Here is a 24,450-nt window from a genome sequence, read left to right on the forward strand (position 1 = left end):
ATGTAGTAGTTTGTCCTATAGTAGATAAGGTAAATAAAAAAGATAAGGTAAAACTAAGTAGTTGAAGAAAAGGAATGTATGTAAGAAGATGGAATAAGGTTACTATATGTTGTTTTAAACAAACATATTATGTAAGCGAGAGCGAGAATGCTATTGAAGGGGAGGATATATACATTGAGTTTACAAATTCAAAACTTAACAAAAATATTCGGAGAATCTAAAGCAGTTAATGGTTTGGAAATCTCGTTACCGAAAGGTGAAGTGTTAGGGTTACTTGGCCGAAATGGTGCAGGAAAAACAACGACAATTAAAATGTTACTAGGTTTATTAACGCCAAATGAAGGTTCTATTACGTGGGATGGAAAGTCATTTGGTGATAGCGGGGTAACAATTGGATATTTACCAGAAGAAAGAGGACTATATACAAAAAGTAGAGTAATAGATCAGTTGCGATATTTTGGTAGATTAGAAGGAATGACGAAAAAAGAAGTGGATCTTGCAATTGATCACTGGTTAGAGCGCTTAGCAATTCCAGAATATAAATTTAAAACGGCTGGAGAACTTTCAAAAGGGAATCAGCAAAAAATTCAATTGATAGCTGCTCTTCTTCATGATCCAGAACTCCTTATTTTGGATGAACCATTTAGCGGACTTGATCCAGTTAATGCTGGAATGCTAGCTAGTATTATTGGAGAACAAGTACAGAGCGGAAAGACAATTATTTTATCAAGTCACCGTATGGAGCAAGTAGAGGCGTTTTGCCAACATGTATGTATTTTGAAAAAAGGCGAAGCAGTTGTAGAAGGACAGTTAAGTGATATTAAGAAAGAAYACGGTTTTCGTAATTTAACGATTGAAGATATARCAGAGAATGAAAAGGGATTAGAGGCTATACATGTCCCGTATGAAAAACAACAAGGCCTTCTTTATGTAAAAGTACAAGACGATGCAGAAGCTCTAAAGATTTTGCAACAATTGCAAGAACAAGGTATTAGCTTACGACAATTTAAAATGCTAGAGCCAACGTTGAACGAAATCTTTGTAGAGAGGGCGAAATAAAGATGCGTAAATTTTATCATGTATTTTCATTTTATTTTAGGGAAGCGTTTTTATCTAAAAAATCATTAATTACGAGTGCGATTTTATTTTTGGTTGTGTTTGGGATTTTTGCATTTAATCATTTTACTTCAAGTAATGATAAAAATAAGGATAAAGATAAAATTGCAGTTGTGACAGAGAGTTCCACATATAAAATACAAAAAGAAGAGTTAAATAAATTATTACCATCAGCTAAACTAACAATTGGTTCAAAAGAAGATTTTAATAAACTACATAAACAAGTAGAAGAAGGCGAGTTAGACGGTTTGTTTCGTGTAACTGAAAAGAATGGAGTTCCAGAAGTCACGTATATGTTTAATGGGTTCGCCAGTGAAACAACTTCTACTATTATAGCTAGTTATTTAAAGGGACAATATATGGCGGTAACGGTTGCTAAACATAATGTTTCACCGGAAATTGCACAACAATTACAAACGGAAATTTCTGTGAAACAAGAAGCAATAAAAGATCGTTCTGCCTCTGCCGGAGTTGCATATTTCTTTATATTCGCTTTATATATGTTTATTGTTGCGTTCGGAAGCACAATTGCGATGAATATTGCTTCTGAAAAAGCTTCTCGCGTTATGGAAGTTATGATTCCGAAAGTAAAACCTCTTACGATGATGTATGCAAAAATTTTAGCGGTTGTTTCAACGGCGTTATTACAACTTGTCATATTGGCATGTGGTTATTTAGTTCCTTATTTACTAGGGTGGGTAGATTTAGAAAATGGTTCATTATTTGGCGTAATTGATGTTACAAAGTTAGATGCAAAAGTTATCGGTATGTTCCTAATTTATTTTGTTACAGGGTATTTCCTGTATGCGATGATGTATGCAGCTGCTGGTGCGGTTGTTTCTAAGACTGAGGATTTGCAAGGTGTAATGCTACCGGTGTCAATTTTAATAATTGCAGCATTCTTTATAAGTCTTAAATCGTTAGGTGACCCAAATAGTACTATTGTTGTTATAAGCTCTTATGTTCCGTTCTTCACCCCGATGGTTACATTCTCACGCTTTGTAGCTGGTGAAGCTGGTATGTTAGAAATTACGATAACATTGGCGGGTCTTTTAGCGACAATCGGTATATTAAGTGCTGTTACAAGCCGCATTTACGTAAACGGTGTAATGAATTACTCCGACAAAGTGAAGTTTAAAGATTTAGCGAAATTTATAAAGCGTCAATAATGGGAGAAAAGCATGATTTTATAGTGGAATCATGCTTTTTCTTTATGTATAAATTAAAAATAGTATATAATAACAAGAGTCGTCTTTTAATAGAATGAATAAAAAGGAGGGTGTGCAGATGGGAATTAGTAGTCGTTTTACAGTAGGTGTTCATATGTTAACGTTACTTGCAATAGATCGAAACTCTCGCTGTACCTCTGAATGGATTGCTGGTAGTGTGAATACAAATCCAGTTGTGATTCGTCGCATTACAGGAATGTTGAAGAGAGCAGGACTTGTTGATGTACAAGCTGGTAAAGGTGGTACGACACTTGCTCGTGATTTAGATGAAATTACATTGCTTGATGTATATAAAGCTGTGGAAGTTGTAGAAGAAGGACATCTATTTTCTTTCCATGAAAATCCCAACATTGAATGTCCAGTAGGAGCTAATATTCAATCGGTGTTAGAGATTGTTTTAATACAATCGCAAGAAGCGATGGAAAACGTACTTGCAAATGTAACGGTGCAGCAGTTAGTTACAAATTTAAAGTCGAAAATTAAAGAATAAAAAAGCGAGCTTCCTCATGATGAGGGCTCGCCTTTTTTTATTCGGAAATATTGAAAATTCTATTTTTCAGTATTTAAAATAAACTTTCCTACAACAGCTGCTACGATACCACCAAGAATTGGAGCAACGATGAACACCCATAGTTGAGAAATTGCTTCTCCGCCAGCGAATAGAGCTGGTGCGATACTACGAGCTGGGTTAACAGATGTTCCAGTTAACGGAATACCTAATAAGTGAATTAATACTAATGTGAAACCAATTACTAATCCAGCTAAAGAAGAACTTCCCTTTTTACCTGTTACAGCAACGATAACTAAAACAAATACGAAAGTTAAAATGAATTCAACTAAAAATGCTCCAGATAAACCAAGAGTTCCAAAACTATTTTGTCCTAAATTATCTAAAGGTAATTTAGCAGATCGTAAAATTGTTACTAACGTTGCAGTTCCTAATAAACCACCTAAAATTTGAGCTAATAAATAATAGCTAAGTTCCATAGCGTTCATTCTTTTGTTAATGAACATAGCGATTGATACTGCTGGGTTAATATGACATCCAGAAATTGTTCCAATGCTATATGCCATAGCCACGATAGATAATCCGAAAGCCATAGCGATACCTAATGTTCCAATTCCTTCAATTCCGCCACCAATGACAGCTACTCCAGTTCCGAATAATACAAGTACAAATGTACCAATAAATTCAGCAATTGCTTTTTTTAACATAATTTACCTCCTAATAATGCACATGAAACGTATTATAACATAGGTTTTAGTATAAATAGCTAATGAAATACTATTCTGATAAGGCGAAATAGGGAGACAATAAAAATAGATATGGTTCTATGAAGAAGAACCATATCTATTTTTATGCTGATTTTTTTTGTTTAATGACTGGAACAGAGCGGTTTAAAACACTATTTACGATCATTCCTAACATTATAATCATCATCCCAATCAGTGGCAGACCACTAGGGAATGAACCATTTAAGAAAATAATCTCACCAAGTACAGTAAAGACCATCGTTCCAGCTTGTGTTGCTTCAACAGCCCCAAGTAAAGCGAGATTGTCTTTTGCTAAGTCAGTAGCAAAGAAAAATGTCATCGTCGCAATAACTCCGGAACATAATGCTAACAAAAACCCTTGAAGCATTTGACTTGACGATGGAATACCAGTAGTGGAAAATCCATATATAGCAAGTAGAATTGTAATAGGGAGACTTCCGATTGCCATTCCTAATACACGTTGGAATGTATCAAGACGCCCGCCAACAAGTTCCATCATTTTTCGGTTACCGAACGGATATAAGAAAGCTGCTAATACGACAGGTAAAAATCCCGAGATGAACTGAGTCATTGTAATATGACCTGCTGCAGTCGCTTGCATACAAATTACACCAAGTAAAATAAATAATGCTACATATAAACTGCGAAGTGGAATTTTTCCACGTACAAGTTTTGTACCTGATTTCGTTTCTATTTTAACGAAAAATAATGGTGATAAAAGTAAACCTGCTAATATCGTAACTTGCCAAGTTCCAGCAACGAGCCAAGCTGGAGAAAAAACAGCTGCGAAACTTAATAAAGAATAGAAGCCGATGCCAGCGACCGAGCCCCACCCGATCCATACAAATGGATGTTTTTTTAATTCTTCCCATAAAACTCCTAAGTTTTTGCGAAATAAAACGATAAGGAATAAAATAGGGAGAGCAAATAGAAAACGGAAGGAAGCAGTCCAAGCCCAGCTTGTTCCAGATACATTCATTGCTCTGTTAATAATAAAGGTTGCAGAAAAAAAGGCCGATGATAAAAGACCTAGTAATATTGCGCGCATGAAGTATGGCACTCCTTTCGGGATTGAGTATTTATGTATAGTATAATATACTTAAAGATAATAAAAGTAAACTATTTTATATTTTAAGGTGGTTTTTATATATGAAAGAAAATGAAGATATGCAAACAAAAGAAGTAATTCAGCAAGTAGGTCAGTTATTAAGACAAATTCGAAATGAACAAAAATTAAGTTTAGAAGATTTAGCCCAAAAGACAGGTGTTAGTAAATTAACGCTAGGAAAGATCGAAAGAGGTGAAACGAATCCAACATTAGCTGTCATTTGGAAAATTACGAAAGGGTTATCAATCCCTTTATCGAGATTGATGGTTGTTGGAGAGCCTGTAGCTGTTGCGCGCTGCGGAGAAGGCTTTGCAGTAGATGTAGGACAAGCGTGGCACTTAGAAACAATGTTCCGGTATACGAAAGAAACGGGTATGGAAATGCACCGAGCTTGTTTAAGAGCGAATAGTATATATGAACCTGAAGCTCATCATGAAGGAGCAATTGAGCTTGTAACAGTAATGAAAGGGAAAGTTTCTATTCAAGTGGAGAACGATGTGTACGTGCTAGATGAGTTTGATTCCATTCAATTTGAAGCGAATAAGAAACATAGTTATAAAAATGAAGAGGATGAAGTGGCGGTATTACATTTAACGATGAAATATTCTTCATGAAAAAACGCCTATAGAAAAAGATTCTATAGGCGTTTTTTCAATTTGTATGTTCTGCTTAAGTATAGTGAAAGGAGTATTGCTAATCAGGATAATATTAGTAAGAACGTGGCATGAGTAATAAACAAATGAGATAAACTAAAAAACCCGTTCCAAAACATAAAATAGCAATGACCCAAATAATACGAATGAGAGTAGAACTAATATCAAAATATTCTCCTAAACCACCGCATATACCAAATAACATTTTGTCAGTTTCGGATTTATATAACCTCTTCGACATATTATGATCCTCTCCTTTTCATATCACCGCTGTTATGTATGAGTGATACAGTGTACTTTTATTCTATATGGAAATTTATGAGAAGACCATTAGGTTATATTACATTTTTTTGTGAAGGGACAATATAGCGTATTAATTGTCTTAATTTTCAGTCGGTATTAAAATGAAAATGAGGGTGTGACGTATTTTCTATTATAAGGTGGGGAAATAGTAATGACATTGTATTGGTTGACTAATGTAAAGCTTGAAACAGGTTATACATATGAAGAAGCGAAAATTTCACAAACGGAAACTGAGATATGCAGTCTTCTTATTGAAGATGGAAGAATTAAAAGAATTATATCGGGAATCGCCCAAGAGGAAGAAACGTTAACTTTTGATGCTAATCGTTTATTAGTTTTACCAGCTTTTGAAGAGATGCATATTCATATTGATAAAACATATTATAGTGGGCCTTGGAAAGCTTGTATGCCAGCAGAAAATATTTTTACACGTTTTAACGAAGAAAAAACGATTTTACCAAAGCAATTAGCAACTGCTCAAGACAGGGCGGAAAATATGCTAGAGTTATTGCTTCGAAATGGCGCAACAAATATTAGAACGCATTGTAATGTGGATCCGGTTATTGGACTTCGTAATTTAGAGGCGACGTTAGCGGCTTTAGAAACATATAAAGATCGGTTGTCTGGTAGAATAGTTGCTTTTCCGCAACATGGATTATTGCGCAGTAATTCTATGCAACTTGTGAAGGATGCGATGCGTATGGGCGCACAATTAGTTGGCGGAGTGGACCCAGCTACAGTAGATAATGATATTGAAAAATCATTACATACGATTATAGACATTGCGGTAGAGTTTAATGCGGATGTTGATATTCATTTGCACGATGCGAATAATCTTGGAACGTTTACAATGAAGAGATTGGCAAGCCTAACGGAAGAAGCAGGATGGCAAGGTCGTGTAACAATTAGTCATGCGCTTGGACTTGGTGGTGTTACTGATAAAGAAGCTGAAGAAGTGGCAGAAAGACTAGCAGCATTAAAGATTGATATCACTTCAACCGTTCCAATCGGTAAACAAGTAATCCCAATTCCGTTACTAGATAAAAAAGGTGTTAAAGTTTCATTAGGAAATGATAGTATTACAGATCATTGGTCTCCGTTCGGCACAGGTGATATGCTTCAAAAGGCAAATCGATTGGCAGAACGATTTGGTTGGAGTGATGAAAGGTCTTTAGGGAAAGCTCTTCGTTTTATTACTGGAGGGAAAGAAACGTTAAATAATGAAGGGAAACGAGTATGGCCGAATGTAGGGGATGAGGCAAGTTTTGTCTTGACGAATGCAACATGCGCCGCGGAAGCAGTGGCTCGTCAAACAGAGAAGAGTGTAGTTATGTATAAAGGGAATGTTGTTATAGGGGATTTAGATCAAGTGAAATCTGATAATCTTGTATAGAGGAATCGTTTAGATGTTTTTAGAAGGGTTCTAATTGTGAAAATAGAACTCTTCTTTTGTATTCAGTAGAAACAGGATAACGCTATACTTCCTTATAGGAAAGCTAGAAGGGATGAAAAGTTTGGACAATCAACATAATCAAAATCATATTATGGGAACTTTGCAATGGTTTATTTTTTTATTAGCAAATTCAATCGCGCTACCAATTGTCGTTGGTGGATTATTTCATCTTACGACGGAAGAAGTATTTTATTTAATGCAGCGTACGTTTTTCGTAGTTGGWATATCTTCTTTTTTACAAGGATGGATTGGACATAAACTTCCGATTGCTGATGGACCAGCTGGATCTTGGGTTGGTGTATTTACCGTACTAGCTTATGCAACTGTAGGGCAAGATCAATTACATAGTACGTTGCAAATTTTAGAATTAGGGATGATGGTTGCCGGAGTTATTTTAATAGGATTAGGGCTAACTGGTTTTATAGAACGTATTTTATTTTTATTTACGCCGCTCGTTACAGGGACTTTCTTGCTTCTATTATGTTTGCAATTAAGTGGTGTGTTTTTAAAAGGGATGTTAGGAATTACAGCTACTGTTTCTCAAATCGATGGATTTACAGCGTTGATCGCTTTTGGCATCTTTTTGTTCGTGGTCATACTCTCCAATTTTGGAAAAGGTTTTGTTAAAAGTTATGCGGTTTTAATAGGACTAATTAGTGGGTGGATTATTTTTTTGATTGCAGGAAAAGTGACGATTCCATCTCAAGTAACTCATTTTGTGCAACTGCCACATATATTTGCTTGGGGACTTCCAAAATGGAATACAGGTATGGCTGTATCAAGTTTCGTTATGGTATGTATTTTAGTTTCAAATACAGTGGCAGCTATTATAGCGATTAATCAAGCTACCATTCATAAAGCGGCTATTGAACAAAAACAGTTGAAGGATGGTACGTGGATCGGAGGGATTTCGCATATAATTTCCTCCGTATTTTCAACTGTAGGTGTCGTTCCATTACCAGCAACGGCAGGTTTCATACGTTTAACAAATCAAAAGTACATGCGTTCATTCTTATTTGCATGTGTACTATTAGTCATTATGTCGCTATTTCCAAGTATTATCCGCTACTTAGCCTCTCTGCCATCCGCGGTCGCATCTGCGGTATTAATGGCCTCGTTCGTGCAGCTTATTGGGATTGGATTTCATAATATAAAACAAGTGCCACTTAGCGAACGGAATGTAACGATCTTAGGAGTTGCGGTATTGTTTGGCTGCGGCATTATGTTTTTACCGTCTGGAGCACTTCAATCATTGCCTTCTGTTATGCAATATATATTTGGTAATGGTTTGTTTGTAGGTACTGTTGTAAGTATATTGCTGGAACAAATATGGCGTACTGGAAAATAAGTGGATAAAAAGAGTGTGCGCACTGTATAAAAGTCTAAAATAACATAAGAAATAAAGCCCATTTTCATTCACCACCTGCACATTTCGTTCATACAATATCTTGACTAAATAAACACCCAACTTACACATATACAGCTCTGGCTTAAGCAAGGAGGGTTATACCAGTTGAAGGAAAAAGCGTATCAATCTAAACCGTTACTCACAAAGAGAGAAAGAGAAGTATTTGAATTACTCGTTCAAGATAAAACGACGAAGGAAATTGCAGGTGAACTTTTTATAAGTGAAAAAACAGTACGCAACCACATCTCAAACGCAATGCAAAAGCTAGGGGTTAAAGGACGTTCACAAGCAGTTGTTGAGCTTCTTCGCATGGGAGAGCTCGAACTATAAGAAAGCAGCCGACTTTTATACAAAAGGTCGGCTGTTCTTCTGTTTGTTTCATGCTCCATATGAATGATAAGAATGTCTCATATATAAAAGGAACGATTGATATAACATACATATTCGAAGAACCGAAGTGATGGTTGAATGTCTTGATGTGGTTTATATCAAAAATCAGTCAAACTTGACTATTATTTGTTATAGTTAATATAAAAAGAGGTCAAGGATATGAAGTGGATAATTTCAGCAAACCCGAAAAAATATGATGTAGTAAGTGCTTTTAATCAATATGATTATATTGATTGGAGCCAAAGTGCAAATCACGAAATCGGGGATGTTATTTACATTTATTGTTCGGCATTTATAGGGAAAATAAAGTTTAAATGTATTGTGGAAGATGTAAATATATCATGGGAAAACGTTAACGATGATGATGGATTTTGGGTGGATAAAGAAGATTATCAAAAGGCAAAAACAAAAAGATTTATGCGCTTGTGTTTACAGCAACAGATTGAGTCTGATGATTTAGCTTTTGAAAAGTTAAGGGAAAACGGATTGTTAGGTAATATTCAAGGTCCAATGAAATTAGAGTCAAAAGTTGATTTACTAAGCTATATTGAACAGTGCTTTAATGAAGATTGTTCAAAATCAGTTTATCCGGATGAAGTGCCAGAACAATTATCTATTGTGGAAGGACATCGAAAAACAGTAATCGTTAATCAGTACGAACGTAGTGCTGTAGCAAGAAGGAAATGTATTGAACACCATGGTTGTTATTGTCATGTTTGTAATATGGATTTTGAAAAGCAATATGGTGCTTTAGGGAAAGGGTTYATTCATGTTCATCATAAAATACCACTTAGTGAAATAGGAAATGAGTATGAGGTGGATTATGTGAATGATTTGATTCCAGTTTGTCCTAATTGCCATGCGATGCTCCATAGAAAAAGCATGAATGGTTCCTTTTTAACACCTGAAGAATTGAAAGCGTTAATTACTAAGTGATTTTAAGCTGGGGAAATTGTAGATGGACGTTTGATTACAGGACAGAATCCGCAGTCTAGTGCGGAAATAGGTAAGGCTATAAAAAGAGCTATGAATAAATTATAGAAATAAAACTCCCGCTATTAATAAAGGTAGCGGGAGTTTTATTTTGAATGAGCATTTTATATAGAAGAAACCGACTTTCATATAGAAGGTCGGTTGTTTTTCTGTCTTGCAAATTATGAAAAAAAGGAGCAAAATAAAAAAGGTCCTGATCTATACAGGTACAAATGAAAAATTTTATACAGGGGCATTTTAAGTTAGCGAACTTAAAGTGTGTAAAATATACTGATAAACATAAAGTGAAACTTTAATCAGTGGGGGTTTTGTTCATTCCCCGCTGATTATTAGCCTTCACCAATCGGGCGTTTACGGGCAGTGGATCTCCCGCCGAACTTCTTTGCTGCAGCCGAATTTTGAGGTGGGMGTTTTACTGCCCGTTAACGCGGGATAAAATAAGATGACGAATGAGAAAACGGGTGATTAAGTTGAATAGAGCGATCGGTGTTATTGATTCAGGAGTGGGCGGTTTAACAGTAGCGAAGGAATTAATTCGTCAGTTGCCGAAAGAGCGTATTATATATTTAGGGGATACAGCACGTTGCCCTTATGGTCCGCGTTCTCGTGAAGAAGTGCGTCAATTTACGTGGGAAATGACGGAGCATTTATTAGATTTAAATATCAAAATGTTAGTTATTGCGTGTAATACAGCAACGGCGGTTGTATTAGAAGAAATGCAGAAACAATTATCAATTCCAGTAGTTGGAGTTATTCATCCAGGGTCACGTACAGCTTTAAAAGTGACAAATACGTATCATGTAGGGATTATTGGAACGATTGGAACAGTAAAAAGTGGTGCATATGAAGAGGCGCTAAAGTCTATTAATAACCGTGTTATGGTAGAAAGTTTAGCGTGTCCACCTTTCGTTGAGCTTGTAGAGAGCGGGAATTTCGAAAGTGAAATGGCGTATGAAGTTGTAAGAGAAACGTTGCAACCGTTGAAAAGTACTGACATTGATACACTTATTTTAGGGTGTACACATTATCCGATTCTAGGTCCTGTTATTAAAAAGGTAATGGGGGATCAAGTACAATTAATTAGTTCGGGTGATGAAACAGCGCGTGAGGTAAGCACGATTTTATACCATAGTAAGATGTTAAATGAGGGAGAAGAACAAAGTGATCATCTCTTCTTAACGACTGGTAAAATAGGCCTGTTCAAAGAAATTGCATCAAAGTGGTTCGGTCAGCCGATTGAAAATGTGAAGCATATTAATTTAGAAACAGAATAATAGTAGACTCATATAAGAGAACTCCTGAGAAATCAGGGGTTTTTTCTGTGTAAGTGGCTATAGCTTGTTCTAAAATATGAAACAGCTCGTATACATAATAGTACAAACTTAGATTTTAGGGGGGAATGGCATGCCTAAATCCACTTTTAAATGGGTTGTTGGTGCTACTGTGAGTGCGATTTTATTATCAGGGTGTGGCTTGTTAAATCAAGAGAAAGCGACAGAACAAATTGATCCGCCAAAAAAAGTTACGTATACAGAAGGTGAAAAGAAAGAAACAGCTAAAAAAGATAAACAAGGGCAAACAGTAAATAGAGAGTTATACCTCGTTGATAAAAATGGATATGTCGTACCGCAAACTATTGCAATGCCTACTCCGAAAGCGAATGAAGTTGTACAGCAAACGTTAGAGTATCTTGTGAAAGATGGACCAGTCACAAATTTATTGCCGAATGGATTTCGAGCAGTCCTTCCAGCGAATACGACGATGACCTTAAATTTGAAAAAGGGCGGGACAGCAGTAATTGATTTCTCTAAAGAAATGAAAAATTATTCAAAAGAAGAAGAGCGTCAAATTATTGAATCAGTAGCGTGGACTTTGACTCAATTTACAGAAATAAAACAAGTGCAGTTCCAAATAAATGGTGAAAAGTTAGCGAAGATGCCTGTTGCGGGTACACCGCTTGGTGAAGGTGTAAGTCGTGCGAATGGAATTAACTTTGATGATGAACAAGTAGCAGATGTAACGAATACAAAACCGGTTACACTTTACTTTATGGCGCAAAATAATAATAAGCAGCAATATTACGTACCGGTAACAAGACGCGTTGCAGAAGGAAAAGAAAATGATTACTCGGCAATTGTGAATGAGCTTGTAAAAGGTCCGATTCACGGTTCGTTACTAAATGATTTTAATCCGGGAGTTAAGCTTATTACGAATCCGAAAGTGGAGAACGGAAATATTACATTAAACTTTAATGAAAATATATTTGTGAACCCAGACAAAAGCATGATTTCAAATTACGTATTGAAGTCGTTGGTCTTATCTTTAACGGAAAAACAAGGTGTGAAAAATGTTTCTATTGAAGTAAATGGTAAAGCGAACCTTACGGATGAGAAAGGTGAAAAGTTAATAAAACCTGTCGATCGTCCACAAAACGTAAATACAGGTAGTTTTTAATCGTGAATAATTTGATATACTTATGTAAGAAAGGGGAATTGCTTTTTGAGTTCCCCTTCTTTTATTGTTATACATATCGTACATTTAAATTTGGCTATACTAATGAGAGTATTTATGAGGGGGTTATTTTTATGCGAGTAGATGGTAGAGGAAAAGCAGAGCTACGCCATATACATATTCATACAAATTATTTAAAACATCCAGAGGGATCAGTACTAATTGAAGTTGGGGATACAAAGGTAATTTGTTCARCGACAATTGAAGAGCGTGTACCGCCGTTTATGCGCGGAGAAGGAAAAGGCTGGGTAACAGCAGAATACTCAATGATTCCACGTGCGACAGAGCAACGTACAATCAGGGAGTCAAGTAAAGGAAAAGTAACAGGGCGTACAATGGAAATCCAGCGTTTAATTGGACGAGCATTACGTGCGGTTGTTGATTTAGAAGCGCTTGGCGAAAGAACGGTTTGGATTGACTGTGATGTAATTCAAGCGGATGGCGGAACGAGAACAGCTTCTATTACAGGTGCTTATGTAGCAATGGTATTAGCTTTTGAAAAATTATTGCAAGCAGACAAAGTATCTAAAATTCCGGTGAAAGATTATTTAGCGGCAACGTCAGTAGGTATTGTTGAAGAACAAGGTGTCGTTTTAGATTTAAATTATGCTGAAGATTCTAAAGCAGACGTTGATATGAACGTTATTATGACTGGAAAAGGTCAGTTTGTTGAAGTACAAGGAACTGGAGAAGAAGCGACGTTTAGCAGAGCTGAATTAAATGAATTACTTGATGCTGCTGAACAAGGGATTTTCCAACTTGTTGAAAAGCAAAAAGAAGCGTTAGGTGACATCGTATCTCATATAGAGTAGAGGTGGAAAATATGAAGCAAGTTGTTGTAGCGACGAAAAATCTTGGGAAAGTACGTGAGTTTGCTGAGTTATTTGAGAGATTTGACTTAGAAGTGAAATCTTTACACGATTTTCCTCATATTGAAGAAGTCGAAGAAACTGGTGAAACATTTGAAGAAAACGCAATTTTAAAAGCGGACAGTCTTAGTAGACAGTTGAATTCCATCGTAATTGCGGATGACTCTGGTCTTATTGTAGATGCCTTAAACGGGAAACCAGGTGTATATTCAGCTCGTTTTGCTGGAGAGCCGAAAGATGATCAGGCGAATATAGATAAAGTGTTACAAGGGTTAACTGACGTCGATTTAGAAAAACGTACAGCTCGTTTTTACTGTGCGCTAGCAGTTGCTTTCCCTGAAGCTGATAAAGAGCCGGTTATTGTAAACGGAACATGCGAAGGGAAAATCTTAGAACAGCGCCGCGGGGAAAATGGTTTTGGGTACGATCCGATTTTTTATGTAGAAGGATATAAAAAAGCGATGGCGGAGCTAAGCTCAGATGAGAAAAATACGATTAGTCACCGTGGGCGTGCTCTTCGTAAATTAGAAGAAAAAATCCCAGAATGGTTTTTAGAAGAATAAGGGAGAGAGATTGATGAAAGCTTTAATCGTAAGCGATAGTCATAGCTCTGTGAAGGAATTACAGCAGTTAAAAGAGAATTACGAAGGGAAAGTAGATGTCATGATTCATTGCGGTGATTCAGAGCTAACGCCTGCTCACGAAGAGCTGCAAGGTTTCCATGTTGTAAAAGGGAATTGTGATTATGCTAACTTTCAAGATGAAATTGTAACTGATGTAGATGGAATTTGTTTCTTAGTTGTACACGGTCATCGTCATAATGTGAAAATGACGTTACAAACGTTAGCGTATCATGCAGAAGAAGTAGAAGCGCAAGTAGCATGCTTTGGACATTCTCATGTATTAGGGGCAGAATTAATTGATGGGATTTTATTTATTAATCCAGGAAGTATTTTGCTCCCGCGCTCTCGTGTGGAAAAAACATTCGCTTTATTAGAAATGGATGAAAATCATATAGAAGTTCGTTTTGAAACATTAGACGGACAGCTGGTGGAACAAGCAATTTTTAAAAGAGGATAAGAAAAATTATCCTCTTTTAAAAAAGTGTTGACTTTATAAGTGGTTATGAATATAATAAATATTGTCGATAGGGCAACGGCGCTAACGAAGAAAAGTAAAATAACATATGCGGGTGTAGTTTAGTGGTAAAACAAGAGCCTTCCAAGCTCTGGTCGAGAGTTCGATTCTCTTCACCCGCTCCATGTCCCAGTAGCTCAGCCGGATAGAGCATACGCCTTCTAAGCGTACGGTCGGGAGTTCGAATCTCTCCTGGGACGCTAAGAAAACCTTTTGCGGTGACGTCAAAGTCCGCAATATATAAGCTCTCTAATTCGTAAGTTGAATCGTACAATGTGCGGTCGCTAACGAGTTAGGGGGCTTATTTTTTTATGTCAAAAAGACGTGATTCTTTAATGATTAGCGAAGACTTATCGAATATCTTTAGCGATAGATTGAAAAGTGATCCGCGGAAGAAAGAGACCGCAGAAAGTCGTTATACGTTCAATTTAACAATCGACAAAGCGCTCGATATAGTTGTGCGTCAAATGAAGGCGACAGGCTTACGTGAGCGTACGATAAATGACTACTATTTACACGTTAATCACTTTACGAAGATAACAGATACGCAGTACTTAGAAGAATTAAACGTTAATCATATTTACGAGTGGCTATCGTCTATGAACGTTAGTAATCAAACGAAATTAACTCGTTTAAAGTGCTTAAAGGCGTTTCTAGGACGTTGCCACGATAACGGGTGGATTGATATTAACTTTTGGCGCAATGTGAAGATAAAGGTAGATACGCCTGTTAAAGAAGGTGCGACGGATAGAGAAATTAATATCCTGTTATCGGTACTCGATTTAACACGATTCTTAGATTTACGAGACGCTACCGCTATCTTACTTATGTATCAAACGGGAATACGCGTCGGCACATTGGCGCAATTAGAGCATAAGCACGTCGATTTAGATGCGAAAGTATTAAGTGTTGACGGCGGTATTATTAAGAATCATGAATCAATATATCTGCCGTTTGACGACGCTCTCGCACGATTGCTAGACGTTCTTATGAAACAAAACGAAATTATTCGAAGAGAATACAACGTGAAAAATGATTATCTCTTTATTACGAAGAGCGGCGAAAGTGTCTTAACTAGTCTGACGAATAATATTATATCAAAACGAATGACTAAACACGCTAAAGAATACGGACTTAAAAACATTAATCCGCACGCAATACGTAGAGGTTTTGCAAAGAATCTCTTAAAGAAAGGTGCGAATGTCGCGCTGATATCGAAAGCGCTAGGGCATAGTGATATTTCCGTTACAACGCGTTATCTGCACTTAGATAAAAACGAAGTAGCGGAAAGCCTGCGAAATTTCTTGTAAATAAAAAAAGAGCATCTTGGCGGATGCTCCTCGTAGGGTAGACTGTTGGCGCAGTCTGTGACCCAAAATAATCGACTTAGAACTAAATAGCGGAAATTACCGCATATTCAGTAAACCTAAATAACGGACAATCCGTGCATTCAACAACAATTAAATAACGGACAATCTTGTCTATTCAGTACCTTCATTTTATCGAAAAAATTCGAGGAATGCAAGGCTTCTTAAGTGCTGCCATTTTTAGGTGCTGAGTTACAGGATCTCCGAACGTGGAATTGCCTGTAAACCACGCTAAAAACTGATTGGCTTGTTATCGGTCGTGCAGAAAGTACTTAGTATACTTTTACAAAGATAGCGCCCCGTAGCGCATTCCTATTCGTGTGCTGCGGGTAGGTGAGAACTTGCCTAGGCGTTTAGTCTAAAAGGTTCGGGTGGTTGTCGTTAGCATTACGGTGCTAGGGAGTGCATTCAGTTTGTCGCATAGGGACGATATTATGCGGACAAGCCTACGTAAAAGGGTGCATATGGCGAAAGTCATTAAGCGAATAGGGTCATACATACGGAAACCTAATAAAGCAAGGCATGGCATTAACCGAAGACGCTTATCTCTCTAGCTTTCTTAGTTACTTTTTAACTTCGAAATCTAGGGGATAACTCTGCCACCAGCCGTTTTCCTAACTTCGCTGCGGCATGATAAAAACCGAAAGACCCTAGGGTCAAGACCTTTTTAAGGGATTTAAAAGAAATTACTACCACTAACCATGGCTAGAGGAAAATATAGATAACTACCACTAACAAGGGGGCGAGGAAAGAATGATAAATGAAGAATTAAACGCACTAGCAAACGCAGCCAAGACGGATAATGCGAAGATGTGGGAAGTTAAGGCGCACTATATGGGGTATCGCCAGCATTTTGGAAAAAAACCACGCTAAGCCAAAAATAAAATAAGCCGTCCATATGGACAGCTCATTTACATAATTATCGTTATCAGAAGTTGTTTTTAGATAATCAGTTCTTATATTTTATAATAGTGCCGTTTGTATCTTTAAATTCTAAAACAGTCGTAATAAGATCGAATGATTTTAAATCATCATCTAATTTATTAGGAAGGATCACGTACCATAAACTCCATCCTTTATACTTTGTTTCATTTGGTAAGAATTTATCTAAATCTACAATATGTCCTGGGATGGATTCATATGATACCTTGATAATAGATGAGTTCTTAAGATAACCAGAAATAACTTTTCCATTTGATATTCCCATAGTAGGTGATATACCAGAATCTTGTACTTTTAATTCACTTACATTTACTCCTCCTGTTATCCCACTAACAGTCCATTTTCCATTTTCTATTTCTAAATCTGCTATTGAAATGTAATTATCAGGTGTAACAAAAAAGGCTATTTTTTCATCTATTTTTATAACACGTTTTAGAGCATTATATTTATCTAGCTCTGTATTATTTGTTGGTTTTAATCCTTGTTTTAATGCTTCTTGTTGTGTGTCGTACCCTGTTGGAATTGAACAGCCACTAATGATAAGAATTAGGGAACCTAATATAAGATGTTTTCTAAGTTTTTTATACAAGAGTTTTCCCCCCCTTATTTTTTGTTAAAATATGGTTTCATTATATTCTATCACGAAGAAATTAGAATAAGTCGTACATTTTTTTGATGTATATTCTATACATGTGAGGTTAACATAACGTCCTATTATCAGCAGTAACCAAATCCCAAAAAGCCATTCATATCAAGAGTTTTCTAGCTTTCTGTTTCCTTCTCTGTATACAAGAGTTCATACATTCCTGTCACAACAGCATTTTGCAGTTCAAACCGTTCTCGTAGCCTGCATGAAATTCTGCATATCCTTAGCTTATAAAATCCGCGTTTTGCCGTCAGTACCTCTAATAGGGGCGTATAGGTATGCGATTAAATAATTATTCGAAACAAATCACGAGTTTTAACGATACAACTGTGGGAAGACACTATACTTTCTATAATAATAAGCTGGTAGCGTTTGGAGATAATCACGTTTTTTCCGTGGAGCGGGAAGCATTTAGAAAGAAATCCGTAGTCGATTATACAGAAAATACCTACGCATATAAGTTTAAAGGCGCTCGTATGATTGAGTGTTTTAACTTAAATAATATGCTAACAGAGGGGGGCGGCATCATGACACCCGAAGAGAAAGCAGAGGTACGACGCCAAAAGAGAGCCGAGAGGAATCGAGCTAAAATGAATAACGAAGCGGATTTTATAGAGTATTGCTACAGGCGCATAGAGTATGCGGTAAGGTCGTATAATATCGAGCAGGGCGACTTTGATAATAGAGTATATGTACTATTACAGCAAGGGTTACGCCATTATTGTAAGAACAGGGGCGGAAAGCGTGCGCTGCTGTGACTAGTAGGTGAAGAACTGGGCACGTTAGATAATATAGATACGGACATAGACGTAGAGGGCGAAGCACTAGACACAGTATTACGAGAAGATATGTATAAGTGCTGCGATAGCGATATTGATAAGCTAATTTTAGATATCGCCTTTTATGATCTTACGGAAACTAAAAGCGAAGTTGCCCGAAGATTAGCGAAGAAAACAGGGAAGACGTTTGACGGTGCATGAGTGGCTACACTTCGATGATATATGCTGATGGCGGTACAATTTGCAGCCATGAACAGATTAAATTTGTATTAGGACAGGGCGCATGGAAAAAAGGGTGCGGCATAGTTTCACGTGAAAAAGATTATATGCGCGCATTTAATTAGAACGTGCATTCGTGTTGTGCGGGGAATTATAGACCTATATAATATTAATTGTAGAACGCTCGGCGGCATTGTGCCGTAGCTATTGCGCATGTAATATAACCGATTTATATTGTGATTTTCGGCTCACCACTGGCGCAAGATATACGCATCCATGCCGATAATATATCACCACAGGACGGTAATAGCCGTTATACAGAAAGGCGCAGGATTAACCACCCTAGCGCTTTTCACTTTATATAGATGTAATCAATTAGGAATATCAATGGAAGAGAGGGACGCACATGTTCCGAATTAAGATAAAAATTAAGCATGGGCGGAAACCGTCTATTATATTATTAACGTTGGGCTTATTCGCGTTGTGGCTGCTGAATGTATCGGATAACTTTTACATAAAATTATTCTCGGCGCTATTCGCTTTATCTGTCATAGCCGCACAGCTTACGGAAACATTTCTAAATTGTCGAGATAAAATAAAAGAATATAAGGAAGACAATAGATGAGAGGAGCGATGTATAACAGCATTGCCCTTTTTTTTATAAAATTTTGCTTAGCTTACGAAATTCGCGTTTTGTTGGTGCGACCCCGCCCATCAAGCTAATAAAACTGATATATCCCAAAATCGAAAAAATAGGGTATATCGGTTTTATATATCCAACTCAATTTCTTTGTTCGTAGTATTCCTGCGTACATAGCATTTCCCAAAGTAGTATCTCTAGCTGAGAGGGATGTTAGTTAAATTGATATGGAGTTACTTACAGAACAAATTGAATTAGAGATGCCTGAGGATAGAAAGTGTGGAGTAGGTGATTGATCTGTCTCTCTTTTATTTTGGTTAAAAGTTATCTTCATCATAATAAATGCTATAATTTGGATAGGGCTACAGCAAGGGAGGATATGGAAATAGATGCTTTTAGATATTGGAATTATGGATATAGAACAGTCTAATGATTTTTTGGGAAGTCTATGGGCAGAGCTTGAAAATGAGTTTGGGCAATGTCAGTGTTTTTCTTACGAACCTAGAAAAGACAAAAAAGCAAAGAAAATTCATTTTGGCATCATGGACATAGGTATTACATCCCTAAATATTGGTATTACATATAAGCACAATGGCTCAATTGTTAATCTGTTCTTTGAAGATGTGGACACTAAACAAGAATTAGAGGCAGGCTCTCCTTTAGGTCAAAGACTTAGACAAGTTGTGAGAAAAGCAAGGAAAAATAAAGGGGCATATAAGAAATTCTTTGTGAAGATAGGTATTAAATCGCACCCTTCTCTATCAAGTTATAAAGGTGAAAATTTCACAACAAGGGTATCCTCAGATGGATTTACCGATATTACTTTCCCTATATATGCTCATGGTGAAAGTCAAGTGCGTAGTAAGCTTTTCCCTAAGTTAAAGCAGATAATGGACTTTTTATCAGTAGAAACAGATTTCCCTTTTGAGAGAGATTATGCATATTATACAGGTCAAAAACYGGAAGAAATATCACCTAAGGAAGTGTATCAAGTACCAATTTCTATAAATGATTCCTTTACATATCAGCCATTTGTTAGGAATGGATATATCGTCATTTCAGAGATAGGTCAAAGATTCGTGGACTATATAGCTAATACTGATAAATTAGATAAGGATTTAGCTTTATTCTTAAAGGCTTGTTCCCACTACCATACTGCGAGAAAGCATGATAACAAATTGACTGAAATAGCGACAACTTTATACCTTTCTGCTTTAGAAGTTACTACCTTAATTGGGTTTCAGGAGGAGACATGTAAAGAGTGTAGTCAGCCTAAATATCAGATATCTAAAAGAGTAAGAGGTTTGGCTGAAAAATACCTGAATGCAGATGCAGCAAAGGGTTTCATTGAGTACTATGATAAAAGGTCGAAATATTTGCATAGAGGAGAAATGCTATCTGAGGATAGCCTTTCTTCATACTCATTCCCGATGCTTGATAAAGATAGTGAACATGGCTGTAAAATGGGAGCGCATATAAATTTAATGGATATTAGGGAAAATACAGGTTACATGCTAAGGGAATTTTACAAGGAATATTTTGTGAATAAATGCCTCTGAAATGAAAAAATACGCTATTCTTTCTGTAGAATCATAGGGAAGGATGGCGTTTGATGGATGTGCAGGACTACATTTATAAAAGGCGAATGATTGTCGGTACATCTGCGTCGTTGTTCGGAATACTCCGTATCGCAGTGTAAACTATATCGCGTATGTTGAATGTAATATGAATAACGCTATTGTAACAACGTTGGTTACGTTAATGTATATCGGAAATATGTGTACATTCATTTACAAAAAAGCGATGTCACGGGGTAAAATGTCATCAGATTGGCGTGTATGAGGCGCTGTGAAATATGTATACGGACCATAGTATCGAAACGAATGGCGGCGGCTATACACCTGCTGCTCGTTCTGCTGGAAGGAAGGCTCTGAACTCAAGGGGTCACGCATTCAGCACAAAAAGACACCGCCTATTACTGCGCTGCCTCGTATTCTTTTACCTTTTTATAGAACGTTGCCTTCTTCATATTAACAGCTACCATAAACTCGACTGCTTTTAACTTTCCGCTTTTCCAATCGCAGTATAAGGTATCCCAGTTCTCGGGAAGTGCCATAACAGGACGCCCTAAATGTTTTCCCTTCGCTGCTGCTGCGTCGATACCTTCACGTTGACGCTCTTTTATCGTTCTTCTTTCTTGTTCTGCGATAGATGTATAAACCTCGATAATAATATTATTAATCATATCAATAACCCAATCTTGCCCCGCTGGTACGTCTGTCATAGTCGTAGGAAGGTCGATAATTTTAACACGAATCTTTTCTTTCTTGAAGTATTCGAGATACTCTTTTATCTGCGCCTTGTTTCTGCCTAGTCGGTCGATAGATTTAATATAGAGCGTATCCCCTTCACGCATTGCTTTAAGCATATTCTGAAAGCCCTCACGCTCCATATCCTTACCGCTAGCCTTATCGCTATATATGTATTTTGTATCCGTTACATGAGATTCTAGCGCCTTGTATTGTCTGTCTAAGTTCTGCTCTTTTGTAGATACACGGATATAACCGAAGCTGATTGCCATAATGAAAACCCCATCTCTTTTTATCGTTAGCCTAAATATACACTATGCGTCTATAAAGGTCAATTATTTTATGGACGTACATAAAGGTTGATGTGTGTTAATTAATAGACTTATATAGGACGTATTTCATGATGTTCATAAAGGTGTACCTTTTTAGACTGCTGCCCCGAATGCATTTTATATAGAGATAGGGCGGCATACCTTCGCGCATTCTCACACCAATATACCCCGACGCCATTACCTGCGACCAATAGGGCATATGTACTTCGACCACCCCGCAATACCTATACACAATACACCGACATACCTAGCCGTTATACCAAGCTACACCACACCGTACCACACAGGCGCATACAGGCGCTATATACTTCACTATCCTTTACTGTTGCAATGTTACTAGAAGCGGATAGGTAGGCGATAGGTGCGTCACAGGCTGCCACTATGCGCCGACATAAGCCAGCACACTACCCATCATTACCACAACACCAGCACATGACCTAGTACTATATGTATCTGCGTGAGTGTCTTCGATATATTGTTGTCGTTGTTTCTTCGTATGATCTTTTTATTTGTTGTGTTAAAAGATTAGTGAGAAGTTGTTTGTTTAGTTTCTTATTCAATTGTTGTTTAGATTGAGTTCGTGAAGTAATTCGTTTGTGAATTATATTTGAATCGTAAAGAAGTTCGAAGTTGTTTCGATTGTGTTTCGTTTAGTTGTTCGCATTGAAAGTAATTGAATCGAATCGAAGTGAATTGAATTACTATTCTTTTTGTTTCTGCGATTAAAAGCGAAGGAAGAAAAGAAAGGTTCGTTTTAAAGCGTTCAGCTCTTCGAATGAGCGAAGTTAAAACGCATCGAGGACAAGACCACCCAAACCGAAAATTTCCCGTACCCTCCAAGCGGGGGTCTATAAGCCGTGCAACTGCTGTACACAATTAGCGTACATATTTTAAAACTCGGGTACTAATAAATGGAAATAGTAACGGGTCAAGATGAACCTTTACTTTGACGTCCGCCCCTAGCGCATTATCAACCTAAACTCATACCGAAGCCCCTGCGCATTAATAACGAGACACGATGTCGCTTTATTCTCTCATACCGCCCCACTTACGCATTCCTCTGCGATATCAAAAGGGGTCTTATTGGTAACTCGTAAGACAGTCGAAGATTTCACGTAATCCCCTAGCGTTTTTATAGCATTTCCACGTTTACCCAGTCCGTCCACATTATCGAAACCTACGAAGCTCAAAAAATCCGCATATAAATTTTAAAACACAAGGTCTTTTATATTGATGTCATACAGTGGGTCTAGCAGTCGCTATAACCTCGATAGATATACAAAGTTAATCGGGTGCATAGAAATCGTTACAGGCGATTCTAGTGCATTTCACGTCTGTTATAGCGCCTTCTATTCTAGTTATTTCTATTATATGCGAGCGGATAACTTTTTCATTTAACCGCAGCAATTACACCCAAAATCGTAAAACGGTGCGCCTATGATTGTGTAGGCACGTAGAAGGCAGCTCATTAATTTTAATAGAATCGCCTTTTCTTCGAATGCTAAAGCACCTATACATACGAAGGCATTAAAAATTAATTTAAAGAAATATCGCAGAATCATACCAATTACAGACGGCTGCCGCACCTATAAGGGTGTGAGGGTTAAAGCGACGCAGTAAGAAAGATCAGCGGTAGGGACATTACTCTATAAGGTCTTCGCTCTTATATTATTGCGTAGTCTTTTAAGTTCTTACGATATCTATTAATGCGTAATAGAGCAAGGATACGCTCTTTTGTATCCGACGCTCAAATGTATTTAAATCTGTATAACATCTGTATAAGAGTAAATCTGTATTCCGTATAGCACACGCACGGTCTTGACGTTGAACCAGCTTACCGTCTAAAAAAGCGTGTACGCAACGAGGGGAAATATTACCAATTGGAAACCGTAAAGGAGGACTAGGGAAACCATGACAAAAGAGAGAGAAAAGGAAAGAAGAGAGCAACAAAAAGCATTAAGGAACGAGTTGAAAGCCATAAAAAGGGATAGTGAGCCGAACCCATTATACGACAAGGAAGACAAGGAGAACGGCGTTGACTTCATTAAGATGCCAGCAACTATACTCGAGTACTTATCATTAAATGAGTACGGATTCAATGCAGATTCAATCCTAATCTATCAAATAATTATCAACTGGTATAACAGAAACGAAGGCGCTGCGTATCCGTCACAGTATGCCGTTGCACGAGTATTAAAGAAAAGCGTACCGACTGTAAAGAAGCATATTGCATTGCTGGAAGAAGTCGGTTTAATCGAAATCGAGCGCAGAGGGTTAGGGCGAACAAACCTATATAAACCACTACGACCACTCGAAAGACATGCGTTACTAGACCGATACCCACGAGCAAGCAAGTTCGATATTGAATTCTCGCAGCATATCGAAGAGTACAAGACGAAGGACATGCAACGGGTTAAAAAAGACGTAGCAGCAAGTTAATACCGCTAACAAATTAAATTTAAGGAGGCGTAGCGATGTTTATAGGCTGGATAGAGATACCAAAAAGCGCAACGAGATACTTAGACATGCCCGCAGAGAAAAAATGCGAGCTAACAAAGAAGAAAAGGCGGAGATGGCGATGTAAAAAGGCGGATAGCGAAGCTGAAGACAAAGAAGAGGCGGAAAATAAAACGTCAAATCGCCAAAACTTGCATAGTACAACGCAAGAAATTAAGAGGAATTCTAAAAAAAATCATATAGAAATAACGTTCAACGACGGCGAATCCCTTAAAAACTGGGACTACGTAGTCAATAACTATAAAAACTAACTA

The 24,450-nt window shown here is 37.3% G+C and carries 25 protein-coding genes, 2 tRNA genes and 1 pseudogene; 23 read left to right on the plus strand and 5 right to left on the minus strand.

All coding sequences use genetic code 11. The features are described 5' to 3' along the window. Positions 1-174 precede the first annotated feature (174 nt). The 3 genes from AC1DTM_RS05340 (at position 175) to AC1DTM_RS05350 (ending at position 2,835) form a co-directional block, all read left to right on the plus strand. Positions 175-1,059, plus strand: coding sequence for an ABC transporter ATP-binding protein (locus tag AC1DTM_RS05340; protein ID WP_477000072.1), 885 nt, complete (start codon positions 175-177; stop codon positions 1,057-1,059). 2 nt (positions 1,060-1,061) lie between these two features. After that, positions 1,062-2,285 carry an ABC transporter permease gene (locus tag AC1DTM_RS05345; RefSeq protein ID WP_016106280.1) on the plus strand — a complete coding sequence of 408 codons (1,224 nt, stop codon included), beginning with the start codon at positions 1,062-1,064 and terminating at the stop codon, positions 2,283-2,285. Positions 2,286-2,403: 118 nt separating this feature from the next. After that, positions 2,404-2,835 (plus strand): Rrf2 family transcriptional regulator, encoded by a 432-nt coding sequence (locus tag AC1DTM_RS05350; RefSeq protein ID WP_002112095.1) that lies wholly within the window; start codon positions 2,404-2,406, stop codon positions 2,833-2,835. Positions 2,836-2,894: 59 nt separating this feature from the next. On the opposite strand, the gene AC1DTM_RS05355 is transcribed toward AC1DTM_RS05350, so the two are convergent. Next, complete coding sequence (locus AC1DTM_RS05355) at positions 2,895-3,560, minus strand: MIP/aquaporin family protein (protein WP_002015331.1); 666 nt, start codon at positions 3,558-3,560, stop codon at positions 2,895-2,897. 142 nt (positions 3,561-3,702) lie between these two features. Then, positions 3,703-4,668, minus strand: coding sequence for a DMT family transporter (locus AC1DTM_RS05360; protein WP_016106279.1), 966 nt, complete (start codon positions 4,666-4,668; stop codon positions 3,703-3,705). 101 nt (positions 4,669-4,769) lie between these two features. Between AC1DTM_RS05360 and AC1DTM_RS05365 the strand changes: the two genes are divergently transcribed. Next, a complete protein-coding gene (locus AC1DTM_RS05365; protein WP_016106278.1) occupies positions 4,770-5,342 on the plus strand; it encodes a helix-turn-helix domain-containing protein in 573 nt (190 codons plus the stop codon). Positions 5,343-5,436: 94 nt separating this feature from the next. On the opposite strand, the gene AC1DTM_RS05370 is transcribed toward AC1DTM_RS05365, so the two are convergent. Beyond that, positions 5,437-5,622 carry a PspC domain-containing protein gene (locus tag AC1DTM_RS05370; RefSeq protein WP_002112091.1) on the minus strand — a complete coding sequence of 62 codons (186 nt, stop codon included), beginning with the start codon at positions 5,620-5,622 and terminating at the stop codon, positions 5,437-5,439. 213 nt (positions 5,623-5,835) lie between these two features. Between AC1DTM_RS05370 and AC1DTM_RS05375 the strand changes: the two genes are divergently transcribed. The 13 genes and pseudogenes from AC1DTM_RS05375 (at position 5,836) to AC1DTM_RS05435 (ending at position 15,755) form a co-directional block, all read left to right on the plus strand. Next, a complete protein-coding gene (locus tag AC1DTM_RS05375; protein ID WP_016106277.1) occupies positions 5,836-7,077 on the plus strand; it encodes an amidohydrolase family protein in 1,242 nt (413 codons plus the stop codon). A gap of 112 nt (positions 7,078-7,189) precedes the next feature. Beyond that, positions 7,190-8,485, plus strand: coding sequence for a purine/pyrimidine permease (locus tag AC1DTM_RS05380; RefSeq protein WP_016106276.1), 1,296 nt, complete (start codon positions 7,190-7,192; stop codon positions 8,483-8,485). 165 nt (positions 8,486-8,650) lie between these two features. Next, positions 8,651-8,875 carry a spore germination transcription factor GerE gene (gene gerE / locus AC1DTM_RS05385; protein ID WP_000659484.1) on the plus strand — a complete coding sequence of 75 codons (225 nt, stop codon included), beginning with the start codon at positions 8,651-8,653 and terminating at the stop codon, positions 8,873-8,875. Positions 8,876-9,094: 219 nt separating this feature from the next. Continuing rightward, positions 9,095-9,871: an HNH endonuclease gene (locus tag AC1DTM_RS05390; protein WP_016106275.1), complete on the plus strand. Its 777-nt coding sequence runs from the start codon at positions 9,095-9,097 to the stop codon at positions 9,869-9,871. Positions 9,872-9,886: 15 nt separating this feature from the next. Then, a pseudogene (locus AC1DTM_RS05395) lies at positions 9,887-9,976 on the plus strand (type 1 glutamine amidotransferase domain-containing protein); the annotation flags it as partial. Between the two features lie 413 nt (positions 9,977-10,389). Beyond that, positions 10,390-11,202 (plus strand): glutamate racemase, encoded by an 813-nt coding sequence (racE, locus tag AC1DTM_RS05400; protein ID WP_016106274.1) that lies wholly within the window; start codon positions 10,390-10,392, stop codon positions 11,200-11,202. Between the two features lie 130 nt (positions 11,203-11,332). Further along, a complete protein-coding gene (locus AC1DTM_RS05405) occupies positions 11,333-12,382 on the plus strand; it encodes a GerMN domain-containing protein (RefSeq protein ID WP_016106273.1) in 1,050 nt (349 codons plus the stop codon). 131 nt (positions 12,383-12,513) lie between these two features. Beyond that, positions 12,514-13,251, plus strand: a complete 738-nt coding sequence (rph, locus tag AC1DTM_RS05410; protein WP_477000073.1) for a ribonuclease PH — start codon at positions 12,514-12,516, stop codon at positions 13,249-13,251. 11 nt (positions 13,252-13,262) lie between these two features. After that, positions 13,263-13,871 (plus strand): XTP/dITP diphosphatase, encoded by a 609-nt coding sequence (locus AC1DTM_RS05415; protein ID WP_016106272.1) that lies wholly within the window; start codon positions 13,263-13,265, stop codon positions 13,869-13,871. A 13-nt stretch (positions 13,872-13,884) separates the two neighbouring features. Then, on the plus strand, positions 13,885-14,388 hold the full coding sequence (locus tag AC1DTM_RS05420; RefSeq protein ID WP_016106271.1) for a metallophosphoesterase: 504 nt from the start codon (positions 13,885-13,887) through the stop codon (positions 14,386-14,388). Positions 14,389-14,496: 108 nt separating this feature from the next. Then, positions 14,497-14,570: transfer RNA gene (locus AC1DTM_RS05425), tRNA-Gly, on the plus strand. A 1-nt stretch (position 14,571) separates the two neighbouring features. Beyond that, positions 14,572-14,645: transfer RNA gene (locus AC1DTM_RS05430), tRNA-Arg, on the plus strand. A gap of 111 nt (positions 14,646-14,756) precedes the next feature. Continuing rightward, complete coding sequence (locus AC1DTM_RS05435; protein WP_477000074.1) at positions 14,757-15,755, plus strand: tyrosine-type recombinase/integrase; 999 nt, start codon at positions 14,757-14,759, stop codon at positions 15,753-15,755. Between the two features lie 1,006 nt (positions 15,756-16,761). Here AC1DTM_RS05435 and AC1DTM_RS05440 read toward each other — a convergent pair. Next, positions 16,762-17,343: a hypothetical protein gene (locus AC1DTM_RS05440; RefSeq protein ID WP_016106268.1), complete on the minus strand. Its 582-nt coding sequence runs from the start codon at positions 17,341-17,343 to the stop codon at positions 16,762-16,764. A 335-nt stretch (positions 17,344-17,678) separates the two neighbouring features. On the opposite strand from AC1DTM_RS05440, the gene AC1DTM_RS05445 reads away from it, so the two are divergent. The 4 genes from AC1DTM_RS05445 (at position 17,679) to AC1DTM_RS05460 (ending at position 20,597) form a co-directional block, all read left to right on the plus strand. Next, positions 17,679-18,158, plus strand: a complete 480-nt coding sequence (locus tag AC1DTM_RS05445; protein ID WP_016106267.1) for a hypothetical protein — start codon at positions 17,679-17,681, stop codon at positions 18,156-18,158. A gap of 90 nt (positions 18,159-18,248) precedes the next feature. Then, on the plus strand, positions 18,249-18,380 hold the full coding sequence (locus AC1DTM_RS05450; protein WP_016106266.1) for a hypothetical protein: 132 nt from the start codon (positions 18,249-18,251) through the stop codon (positions 18,378-18,380). 14 nt (positions 18,381-18,394) lie between these two features. Beyond that, positions 18,395-18,523 (plus strand): hypothetical protein, encoded by a 129-nt coding sequence (locus AC1DTM_RS05455; protein ID WP_256416145.1) that lies wholly within the window; start codon positions 18,395-18,397, stop codon positions 18,521-18,523. Between the two features lie 904 nt (positions 18,524-19,427). Continuing rightward, positions 19,428-20,597, plus strand: coding sequence for a hypothetical protein (locus AC1DTM_RS05460; protein ID WP_477000075.1), 1,170 nt, complete (start codon positions 19,428-19,430; stop codon positions 20,595-20,597). A 416-nt stretch (positions 20,598-21,013) separates the two neighbouring features. Here AC1DTM_RS05460 and AC1DTM_RS05465 read toward each other — a convergent pair whose 3' ends face one another. Next, complete coding sequence (locus AC1DTM_RS05465) at positions 21,014-21,619, minus strand: recombinase family protein (protein ID WP_016106262.1); 606 nt, start codon at positions 21,617-21,619, stop codon at positions 21,014-21,016. 1,971 nt (positions 21,620-23,590) lie between these two features. Between AC1DTM_RS05465 and AC1DTM_RS05470 the strand changes: the two genes are divergently transcribed. Both AC1DTM_RS05470 and AC1DTM_RS05475 read left to right on the plus strand, forming a co-directional pair. Further along, entirely contained in the window at positions 23,591-24,118 is a 528-nt protein-coding gene (locus tag AC1DTM_RS05470) for a helix-turn-helix domain-containing protein (protein ID WP_016106261.1), read from the plus strand. 35 nt (positions 24,119-24,153) lie between these two features. Then, positions 24,154-24,447 carry a hypothetical protein gene (locus AC1DTM_RS05475; protein ID WP_016106260.1) on the plus strand — a complete coding sequence of 98 codons (294 nt, stop codon included), beginning with the start codon at positions 24,154-24,156 and terminating at the stop codon, positions 24,445-24,447. Positions 24,448-24,450: the final 3 nt, after the last annotated feature.

The organism is Bacillus sp. P4_D3 (assembly GCF_056401855.1).